This window comes from Haemophilus parahaemolyticus (genome assembly GCF_018373095.1).
GTDB classification, from domain to species: domain Bacteria; phylum Pseudomonadota; class Gammaproteobacteria; order Enterobacterales; family Pasteurellaceae; genus Haemophilus_A; species Haemophilus_A parahaemolyticus_A.
The window spans coordinates 1-9,831 of sequence record NZ_JAHAHT010000070.1 but is presented as its reverse complement, the minus strand read 5'-3'; the positions used below and the strand labels follow the sequence as shown (position 1 = coordinate 9,831).

The window sequence follows — 9,831 nt, the reverse complement described above, 5'->3', positions numbered from 1 at the left end:
GATGACTTAAAACTCGTGAATGATTATTTCCTTGGCGACCCGGAGGAAATCAAGAAACTCATGGAAGCCGTAGCCAACCAAGGAAAGAAAAAGTAGCGGTAGTCTTGAAATGATGGCAGTTGATCCACTTCGCCGTATTATCGCACCTCGTTTTTGGGCAGGTGTGATTTCAATGCCAATCCTTGCAGTGATTTTTACAGCAATTGGCATTTGGGGTGGTTCGCTTGTAGGTGTCGATTGGAAAGGTGTTGATTCAGGTAGCTTCTGGGCGGTAATGCAAAATTCTGTTCACATAAGTGATTTAATTAATGGTTTTATAAAAAGCATTATTTTTGCCTTTGCAATAGTTTGGATTGCATTATTTAATGGTTACGATTCAATACCAACTTCAGAAGGTATTAGCCAAGCAACCACCAAAACAGTGGTACATGCTTCATTGGTAATTTTAGGTTTAGATTTTATTTTAACTGCCATTATGTTCGGTGGCTAACAGTAAGGAAATACAATGCGTCAATCAATTAAATATGAATTCTGGGTAGGTTTATTTGTTCTACTTGGTTTGCTTGCCTTAACATTTTTAGGGCTTCGTGTTGCCAACGTGCAAGGTTTTAGTTCAGAGAAAACTTATACTCTTTACGCAACTTTCGATAATATCGGTGGACTAAAAGTACGAGCACCTATTAAGGTGGGTGGTGTAGTTGTTGGCCGAGTCTCAGACATTCAGTTAGACGAACAAAGCTACACGCCCAAAGTGACTTTAGCGGTAAATGAAGAATTTAACAAAATTCCAGATACTAGCTCACTCTCTATTAAAACCTCTGGTTTATTGGGTGAACAATATATTGCTCTTAATATCGGTTTTATGCTGGAAGGTGAAACAGAATATATGAAATCAGGTGACAGCTTTGCTGATACAAACTCAGCAATGGTGTTAGAAGATTTAGTAGGTCAGTTCCTATATGGCGACAAAAAATCATCAGAGACTGAGCCAAAAGTTGAAGGTGAAAAAGCAGATATATCAGTTACACCTTAACTTTTATCTTACAAGCGGTAAAATTTTGATAAAAATTTACTACTTATAAAACTTAATTTTATACAAAATATAGAGTGGTTACTTAGCAGTTCCTGAGCCTGTCGAAGGATTCGTTGAAGTATTAGCCTCTATTCTTGAATAACCCTTATTAATGGAGTGTTTTTAATGTTAAAACAAATCAAAAAAATCATCGTTACAGGTTTTCTTTCTGTAGCTACATTATTCTCAAGCCAAACATTTGCAGAAACCAGCCCTTATGTGTTGATGCAACAAACGGCAGATAAACTATTCAATGATATCAAAACTAATCAAGGAAAAATTAAGTCAAATCCAGAATATTTACGTACCATTGTGCGTAATGATTTAATCCCGCATGTACATGTAAAATATGCAGGGCAATTGGTATTAGGCAAATCACTTTCTTCAGCAAACGAAGCACAACGTGAAAAGTTCTTTGATGCGTTCGGTCAATTTATTGAACAATCTTATGCCCAAATCTTAACACAATACACTGACCAAAAAATTGAAATTGAAAGTGCAAAACCAACTGATGGTAAATCAATCGTGACAATCCGAGTGAATGTGATTTCAACCAATAATGCTCCTCCTATCAAACTTGATTTCAAATGGCGTAAGAATAGCCGTACAGGAGAATGGCAGGCTTATGACATGGCGGCTGAAAATGTGAGCATGGTGGCAACCAAACAAAACGAATGGAGTAGCATTTTACGCCAGCAAGGTATTGATGCATTGACAGCACAAGTAATGCAATCTTCAAAACAACAGATTACACTTCCTAAAAAATAATAGTATGAAGCCAGAAAACACATTACAATGGAGCGTTTCTCAAAATAATGAAAGCCTAGTAGTGAAATTAAAAGGCGAATTGACTCGTACCACGTTGCGTCCATTATGGGAGCAACGTGCTTCTTTTTTATCAGTAAAAGCTAATCAAGTAATTTACTGGAATTTAGAACAAATTTCGCGTATTGACTCTGCAGGTTTTGCTCTTTTAACTGAATTATTAAACTATTACGAAAAACAAACTCAAATTAGCTTAATTCATGTTCCTCAAGTATTCAAAACTCTTGCTGAACTTTATGGATTAATCGACTGGGTTAAGCAATACATCCCTAATGAGAATCAAAATGTTATTAATACCTAAGGAATCTGATCTACTTATGGAACTCACTCAAATCGAAAATCTATTAAAAGAACACATTACTGATGCAACTGAAATCCACGTTCAAGGCGAAAACTCACACTTTGGCGTGATTGTGGTAAGTGATACGCTTGCAGTTCTTTCTCGAGTAAAACAACAACAAGCAGTTTATGCACCACTTCGCGAGCTTTTCTCAAGCAATATTATTCACGCATTAACCATCAAAGTGTTCTCAACCGAGCAATGGAAAAAAGAGCGCTTGTTGAATATAGCAGGATAGTTATTGATACCACATATTTTCTATTGTAGCTACTGTGTTTCTCTTGTTGTAGGGGCGAATTATATTCGCCCATTATCCTAGATGTGATTTATATGGGGTAAATGTAATTTGCCTCTACAAATTAACAAATATCCTTCTAAAAATTACCGCTTGTAAGCGTTCAAATTCAATCATTAAGGACAAATAATGGAAAAATTCCGTATTACTGGATCGACAACTTTAAATGGTTCAGTACAAATCTCAGGGGCAAAAAATGCAGCACTACCAATTCTTTTTGCTGCAATTCTTGCGACTGAACCAGTTACTCTCACTAACGTTCCCATGTTAAAAGATGTGGATACCACATTCAAAATCTTACGCAAATTAGGCATAATCGTTGAACGTGCAGATAATGGCGATGTACATATTGATGCAAGCAAAATCGAGCACTATGTCGCCCCTTATGAATTAGTTAAAACGATGCGTGCTTCAATCTGGGTATTAGCCCCATTAGTGGCTCGTTTCCATGAAGGTCAAGTTTCCTTACCTGGTGGTTGTACTATCGGTGCTCGTCCTGTCGATATGCACATTTCAGGCTTAGAAAAAATGGGGGCAACCATTAAGCTAGACGAAGGTTATGTGAAAGCGACTTCAAACGGTCGTTTACACGGTGCTCAAATCTATATGGACAAAGTAAGCGTAGGGGCTACCTTGTCTGTGATGATGGCGGGTACCTTAGCCGAAGGCACTACGGTTATTGAAAATGCGGCTCATGAGCCAGAAATTGTGGATACTGCAATTTTTTTAAATGCAATGGGGGCAAAAATATCAGGGGCAGGTACAGGAACAATCACTATTGAAGGGGTTAAACGCTTAACTGGCTGCACACATCGCATCGTGGCAGACCGTATCGAAACTGGTACATTCTTAATCGCAGCCGCAGTTTCTGGTGGAAAAATTACGTGCCACGGCACTAAAGCAGATACGCTTGAAGCAGTTATTGAAAAATTGCGCGAGGCAGGAATGGAAGTCACCGTAACTGAAAATACCATTACGCTTGACTCAAAAGGACAGCGTCCAAAAGCGGTGAATATTCGCACAATGCCACATCCTGGTTTCCCAACCGATATGCAGGCACAATTTACCTTGTTAAATGCGATTGCTGAAGGCACAAGCCGCATTACCGAAACCATTTTCGAAAACCGCTTTATGCACATTCCAGAGCTTAATCGAATGGGTGCAAAAGGTGAAATTGAAGGCAACACGGCAATTTGCCACGGTGTAGAGAAATTAAAGTCTGCAGAAGTAATAGCAACCGACCTACGTGCTTCAATCAGCTTAGTGTTAGCGGGCTGTATCGCTGAAGGTGAAACCATTGTAGATCGTATCTACCACATCGACCGTGGTTATGAACGTATTGAAGAAAAATTGCGTGGTTTAGGTGCTACGATTGAACGTTTCTCAGAACATACTGCAACCTAAATAAGACATTGCAAATGAAGCAACAATAAATAGCATAGTAGAAAGAGTGTTGGTAAAAAGTGGGCTAGAGTCTTATAGTGCAAGACTTTAGACCTACTTTTTGGAAAATGAACAAAAACTGTCATATTTGTTTTTAATGTCTTCTTATATGCTTTTAATTTCCTCCCCTCACAATTCCCACTAACTCATGCATATTTTTAATCTCATAAGTTGGTTGGATTTTGGTGTCATTGGCAATATTGGTGTGATTAAACCAGCAGGTGTCAATGCCCGAATTATAGCCACCTAAAATATCTGAAGCGAGTGTATCGCCAACCATAAGGATTTTGGTTTTATCCAAATCATCCATTAGTGAGAAAGCGTAATCAAACACTTTGCGATCAGGTTTTGCTACGCCGATCTGTTCAGATACAACCACAATGTCGAAGAATTTTTCCGTCTGGGTGTTTTGTAAACGTTGCTGTTGTAGTTCAGTAAAACCGTTGGTGATAATGCCCATTTTAACTTCAGGATAGAGTGCTTCAAGCATCTCCATCACGCCATCAAGCGGTTTGCTGACCTTCGCCATCTCCGCCATCAGTTCTTGGTTAAGCTGAATTTGATTCACACCTGTTTGCTTGGATAATTTAGCAAAGCGCCGCATTTGAATATCTTCCGCAGTGATTTCATTGTTCTGGTATGCAACCCAGAGCAATTTATTGACCGCTTGAAAGGCATCGTAATCTTCATGCGTAAAATCAATGCCATAGCGTTTGAGCATTGCGGTTAAGCCTAAGTAGGAATTGAATGAAAACAGCGTTTCATCCGCATCAAAAAGAACCCAGTTATATCTCATTATTTTCCTTATTTATAGCTATTTTTAATCTCTTCCGTAATCCAATCGACAAAGCATTTCACTTTAGTGCTTTCCGCCATTTGCGGAGGATAAACCACATAGAACGCTTTTTCATCATAAACATTGGTCATTAATGGCTCAACAACTGAACCTTCTTCAATCTCATCTTGAGCAAGCATTCGGTTTGCTACAACCACGCCTTGTCCATGTTTCGCCGCTTGGATTCCCATTGAAGTTGTGCCGAACATTGGACCTGTTTCAATATCAATATTGAGTTTGAGATGATCTACCATCTGTTTCCATTTGGTTGAAGAGCAAACATGAATCAAGTTTTTACCTATCAAATCTTCAGGTTTTTCAATTGGATGAGCTTTCAAATATTCAGGCGAAGCGAGTAACATAATGCGAGCCTTTACCAGCTCAATCGCCTCCAAGTTATTCCAGTTCCCGTTGCCGTAATAAATAGCCACATCAGTATCTTTGCCGAATAAACCTTCATCTTGTGGCATTGTTGTTAAACGCACTTCAATATCTGGATAGCGTTGGTGAAAATCATTTAAACGTGGCACAAGCCAGTGCATTCCAAATGAAGGGGTGGTGCTAATTGCTAAAATTTGGCGAGCAGTTTTGAGTTTGACTTTTTCTGTTGCACTCGCAATTTTCTCTAAAAGCGGTTGAATTTCGGTAAAATATTGCGAACCCACTTCGGTCAGTTCCAACAAGCGATTTTTACGGTAAAAGAGTTTCACGCCTAGAAAATCTTCCAAAATTTTGATTTGATGGCTCACTGCAGCTTGGGTTACAAAAAGATCTTCGGCGGCTTTCGTAAAATTAAGTTGGTGCGCAGCCGCTTCAAAGGCTTTTAACGCATTAAGAGGAGGGAGTTTTTTATTCATAAAATTTCCTTTTTCTGCTTGAAAGGCTAACTATAAAAGCGCATAATTAATCCCATTTCCGCCATTCCTAATGAAATAGCACTTCTTTATTATCTCTGCTATTATTGCATTATTTTTTCTAATAGTCTAAATAAAAATTTCTCGTTTGTTTAACTGCTCCGACATCTCTATAATTCGCACCGTACTTAGATGGATAGTGGTAGTAATTTTACTATTTCTAATTTTAAGTATGATGTTGTGTTTGCATATTAGCCTAGGAAACTAGGCTAGAGTAAAAATCTTTAATTTTTACTCGTTTCACTTCCTGTATATTTTTTAAACCCTTTTGGTTTTATGCCCCTCATCTTGAGGGGCTTTTTTTATGATGTCAATTTAGGTTTTATCTATGCAATCCTTTATTCTACAAGCCAATGCTTTTGGTGCAACTAGAAAACCATTCTTCTTCTTAATTGATTTTGAACAAAATCAGCCCATTCTGCTCCCATTAGCAGAGTGCTCCTCACATCAGATCTTTTTTCAATTTCCTGACTACAATAACGTTTCATTCTTTGATTTTAACAAGCCATTTGAATTTAGCGGAACCCCATTAAAGTTTTCTCGCTATCAAGCTGCCTTTGAATTGGTAAAAAATGAAATTCAAAAAGGAAATAGTTATTTATTAAATCTTGCATTTCCTACTAAAATTCAAACGAATTATTCGCTTGAAGAGATTTTTATTAAAAGTTATGCAAAATATAAATTATTCTATCAAGATAAATTTATCTGCTTTTCACCTGAAACTTTCATTCGCATTAAAGAAAATAAAATTGTCTCTTATCCAATGAAGGGCACGATTAACGCAAGTGAAGAAAATGCAAAACAAAAATTATTAAATTCAAAGAAGGAGTTTGAAGAGCATAACACCATTGTTGATTTAATTCGAAATGATTTAGCTATGGTATCCCAAAATATTCGAGTAACAAAATATCGTTATGTTGAGAAAATTGAAACACATCATGGGGCAATTTATCAAACAAGTTCTGAAATTTGTGGTGAACTCACTGAAAATTGGCAAGCGAATATTGGCTCAATTCTCGCAAAATTATTGCCTGCTGGATCAATTAGCGGGGCACCTAAAGAAAAAACCGTTCAAATTATTCAGCAAGCTGAAGGCGAAAAACGTGGCTACTATACGGGTATTTTTGGCTATTTTGATGGCGACAACTTAGAAAGTGCTGTCGCCATTAGATATATTGAAAAGAATGAACAAGGTGAAATGCATTTTCGCAGCGGTGGAGGCATTACTTCACAAAGTAGCCTAGAAGAAGAGTATCAAGAAATTTTAGAGAAAGTGTATGTCCCAATTTCCCGTGTTTGAAACCATTGCGATTCTTGATGGCATTCCACAAAATTTAGCTTTTCACCAAGCAAGAATGGAGAATACAATAAAAAAATTATTTCAGGAAACTTCAGTATTTAATTTAGAAGAGATTATCCAAGTACCAGAAAGATATCAGAATGGATTAGTGAGATGTCGCATTGATTATAATCAACAAGATTATCATATCATTTTTTCAATTTATCAAAAAAGAGAAATAAAAAGCTATCAAGCAGTCTATTTTGATACGTTGAATTACATATTTAAATATAGCAACCGAGAAAATTTTGATTTAATAAAAATCGAAAAAGATGAGGCTATCATTATTCAAAATGGAAAAGTGACCGATTGCCGTGTTGGCAATTTACTCTTTTTGAAAAATAATATTTGGTATAGTCCGAAAGATTATCTGCTTAAAGGTACGCAATTAAGCTATTTATTAAGTAAAAATAAGATCGAACTGGCAGAAATTCAGGTAGAAGATCTGCACCGATATGAAAAAGTGATGATGATCAACGCAATGAATCCATTTGACGAGAGCCGAGCAATATCTACTCAACATATTACTTTATAGACTAATATGTGATTCCCTTATAAAATAGGGACGTTTTTAATCACAAAGAGGTTTTTATGAAAATTATTCTATTAGGTGCGCCAGGTGCAGGCAAAGGTACTCAGGCACAGTTCATTATGAACAAATTTGGCATTCCACAAATCTCAACAGGCGATATGTTCCGTGCGGCAATTAAAGAAGGTACAGAGCTTGGTAAACAAGCAAAAGCGTTAATGGACGAAGGTAAATTAGTACCAGATGAATTAACGGTTGCATTAGTGAAAGACCGCATAGCTCAACCAGACTGTGCAAATGGCTTCTTATTAGATGGCTTCCCTCGCACCATTCCACAAGCAGATGCATTAAAAGAGTCAGGCGTAAAAATCGACTTAGTATTAGAATTTGACGTGGCTGATGAAGTGATCGTAGAACGTATGAGCGGTCGTCGCGTACACCAACCTTCTGGTCGTACTTATCACGTGGTTTACAACCCACCAAAAGTGGAAGGCAAAGATGATGTAACAGGCGAAGATTTAATTATTCGTCCAGATGACAAAGCAGAAACCGTGTTAGAGCGCTTAGCAATCTACCACAAACAAACCAAACCACTTATTGCTTACTACACAGCCGAAGCCGAAGCAGGCAATACCCGCTACGAGCGTTTAGACGGCACAAAACCAGTAGAAGAAGTAAGCGCTGAATTAGCGAAGATTTTGGGTTAGTTTAATCTTATATTTAAGGTATAGTAAAAGTCTGTGATCTGCACTCCAAAAGTTGGACTAAATAACCAACTAACTAAGGTGCAGATTTTTTATGACCAAATACAACACTCTTTTTAAACAACAGTCATTGAATTTTATCTTCAACATGGTAAAAATTGTTCACTTACTCGTAAACATTTTCAACTTGCCAGCAGAACATTGCGACATTGGATTGACTAATTTAATCATAGTGGAATCAATAGGTTAGTGGTGCTCGGTAAGAAGCAAAATTACTCACCTGAATTTAAACTTAACGTGATACAAGCGGTTATCCATCATTCTATAAATGGTAGAACGTCCTAAACCTGTTTTATTGATTAGCTCATCAAGCCGAATAAATCGCTCGTTTACTTCCATTATGTTCCCTTTTGGTAATACTTTCCTCCTGTGTTGCGGGGCGGTTCTTTTCGTGTGCCATAAAATCGCAAGCTCTTTTACAGTAATATTGCATTCTCGTTCTTGCTCTCTGCGTTGCTATTTGGTGTATTCTTGCGGGTCTATTCCTTGTGCCAATAATGCCCGCTTTTGCCCCGCTAATTCACGGGTTAAAGCCAAAGAAATATCGGGGTAATTGCCAAGCGTGATTGTTTTCTTTTTTCCATCAAATGTATAAACAAAACGCCACGTTTTTTTGCCGTAAATTGTCGCAACAATTTGCAAACCTTGCCCATCATAAAGAACGGTATTTTTGCTTGTTGTCTTTAATGCTTTTAAAGCCTTGTCGCACAAGGGTTTAGCTAACTTTGCCATAGTCATTTTTTCCTGTTTTTGATTAAGAAGTAAACTTTTAAGCAACAAGCAAAAACAAGCCTTTTAAAAAGTTGGTTATTTTGTTGCTTAAAAATCGTGAGTAGAAACAAACAGAAAAAAACAGTTATAAACAGATATGAACAGTAAAACGTTGATATTAGAGGGATTTTTAGGAATTTTTTGAGAATTTTAAACGCTAGCGAACGGTTAAGAATAGTTTTGTGGTGCCAGTGGTCGGACTCGAACCGACACGCTTATTCAGCGGCGGATTTTGAATCCGCTACGTCTACCAATTTCGTCACACTGGCTAATTAAAAGTATTACAATATATGTAATGATTTTTATTATAGGAATTCTTCGCAGTGGATGCAAGCAGTTTCTTTTACTTTATGATTTGTTCGTTCTAAATTTCATCAGTTTTCTCACAAAGTTATTCACACGATCTGTGGATAACCTCGTGAGTAACTCGATGAATAATTCTCTATCTATATGATTTTAAAAGAATATTTTATTCAAACTGAGTAGAGAGCAAAAAAGAAACAATCCTATTTGACGGCGATCACTTCACTGAGAATTTGCCCATCTGCAAGCTGTGTGGTAATTCGATCGCCCTTAGCGATCTGTTTGGTATTTGTGATCACGTGTTGTTGATCATTTTGTGTAATCGAATAACCTCTCCCTAAAATTTTAAGCGGGCTTAATCCATCTAACTTTGTACATAATGCATGAAATCCTTGTTGTTG

Annotated in this window: 13 protein-coding genes, 1 tRNA gene and 2 pseudogenes; 10 read left to right on the top strand and 6 right to left on the bottom strand. The window is 37.2% G+C overall.

The genetic code is table 11. From position 1 onward, the window contains the following. Positions 1-97: 97 nt before the first annotated feature. From KH943_RS07355 to murA, 6 genes and pseudogenes are all read left to right on the top strand, one after another. Positions 98-490: pseudogene (locus KH943_RS07355) on the top strand (ABC transporter permease); the annotation flags it as partial. A 15-nt stretch (positions 491-505) separates the two neighbouring features. Continuing rightward, positions 506-1,033: an outer membrane lipid asymmetry maintenance protein MlaD gene (mlaD, locus tag KH943_RS07350; protein ID WP_304109581.1), complete on the top strand. Its 528-nt coding sequence runs from the start codon at positions 506-508 to the stop codon at positions 1,031-1,033. A gap of 165 nt (positions 1,034-1,198) precedes the next feature. After that, on the top strand, positions 1,199-1,840 hold the full coding sequence (gene mlaC / locus KH943_RS07345) for a phospholipid-binding protein MlaC (RefSeq protein ID WP_304109579.1): 642 nt from the start codon (positions 1,199-1,201) through the stop codon (positions 1,838-1,840). Between the two features lie 4 nt (positions 1,841-1,844). Beyond that, positions 1,845-2,198 carry an STAS domain-containing protein gene (locus KH943_RS07340; protein WP_304109577.1) on the top strand — a complete coding sequence of 118 codons (354 nt, stop codon included), beginning with the start codon at positions 1,845-1,847 and terminating at the stop codon, positions 2,196-2,198. Between the two features lie 16 nt (positions 2,199-2,214). After that, entirely contained in the window at positions 2,215-2,475 is a 261-nt protein-coding gene (locus KH943_RS07335; protein ID WP_304109574.1) for a BolA family protein, read from the top strand. 186 nt (positions 2,476-2,661) lie between these two features. Beyond that, positions 2,662-3,936 (top strand): UDP-N-acetylglucosamine 1-carboxyvinyltransferase, encoded by a 1,275-nt coding sequence (gene murA / locus KH943_RS07330; protein ID WP_304109572.1) that lies wholly within the window; start codon positions 2,662-2,664, stop codon positions 3,934-3,936. A 154-nt stretch (positions 3,937-4,090) separates the two neighbouring features. Here murA and yjjG read toward each other — a convergent pair whose 3' ends face one another. Together yjjG and KH943_RS07320 are read right to left on the bottom strand one after the other, a co-directional pair. Further along, positions 4,091-4,771, bottom strand: coding sequence for a pyrimidine 5'-nucleotidase (gene yjjG, locus KH943_RS07325; RefSeq protein ID WP_304109569.1), 681 nt, complete (start codon positions 4,769-4,771; stop codon positions 4,091-4,093). Between the two features lie 8 nt (positions 4,772-4,779). Continuing rightward, positions 4,780-5,667, bottom strand: coding sequence for a transcriptional regulator GcvA (locus KH943_RS07320; protein ID WP_304109566.1), 888 nt, complete (start codon positions 5,665-5,667; stop codon positions 4,780-4,782). Between the two features lie 385 nt (positions 5,668-6,052). On the opposite strand from KH943_RS07320, the gene KH943_RS07315 reads away from it, so the two are divergent. The 4 genes and pseudogenes from KH943_RS07315 to KH943_RS07300 all read left to right on the top strand — a co-directional run. Then, positions 6,053-7,024: an aminodeoxychorismate synthase component I gene (locus KH943_RS07315; RefSeq protein ID WP_304109563.1), complete on the top strand. Its 972-nt coding sequence runs from the start codon at positions 6,053-6,055 to the stop codon at positions 7,022-7,024. After that, positions 7,002-7,598, top strand: coding sequence for an aminotransferase class IV family protein (locus KH943_RS07310; RefSeq protein WP_304109560.1), 597 nt, complete (start codon positions 7,002-7,004; stop codon positions 7,596-7,598). The genes KH943_RS07315 and KH943_RS07310 overlap by 23 nt, the downstream gene beginning before the upstream one ends. Positions 7,599-7,654: 56 nt before the next feature. Further along, complete coding sequence (adk, locus tag KH943_RS07305) at positions 7,655-8,299, top strand: adenylate kinase (RefSeq protein WP_005709021.1); 645 nt, start codon at positions 7,655-7,657, stop codon at positions 8,297-8,299. Positions 8,300-8,390: 91 nt separating this feature from the next. Further along, positions 8,391-8,608, top strand: a pseudogene (locus KH943_RS07300) (helix-turn-helix domain-containing protein); the annotation flags it as partial. Here KH943_RS07300 and KH943_RS10155 read toward each other — a convergent pair. From KH943_RS10155 to KH943_RS07285, 4 genes are all read right to left on the bottom strand, one after another. After that, positions 8,573-8,695, bottom strand: a complete 123-nt coding sequence (locus KH943_RS10155) for an AlpA family phage regulatory protein (RefSeq protein ID WP_368493497.1) — start codon at positions 8,693-8,695, stop codon at positions 8,573-8,575. The pseudogene KH943_RS07300 and the gene KH943_RS10155 sit on opposite strands and share 36 nt — an antisense overlap. A 117-nt stretch (positions 8,696-8,812) precedes the next feature. Next, complete coding sequence (locus KH943_RS07295; protein WP_304109556.1) at positions 8,813-9,088, bottom strand: Arm DNA-binding domain-containing protein; 276 nt, start codon at positions 9,086-9,088, stop codon at positions 8,813-8,815. Positions 9,089-9,310: 222 nt separating this feature from the next. Next, a tRNA-Leu gene (locus KH943_RS07290) sits at positions 9,311-9,396 on the bottom strand. A gap of 237 nt (positions 9,397-9,633) precedes the next feature. Then, positions 9,634-9,831, bottom strand: a 198-nt coding sequence (locus KH943_RS07285) for an exodeoxyribonuclease VII large subunit (protein WP_304109554.1), incomplete at its 5' end; no start/stop codon positions are given.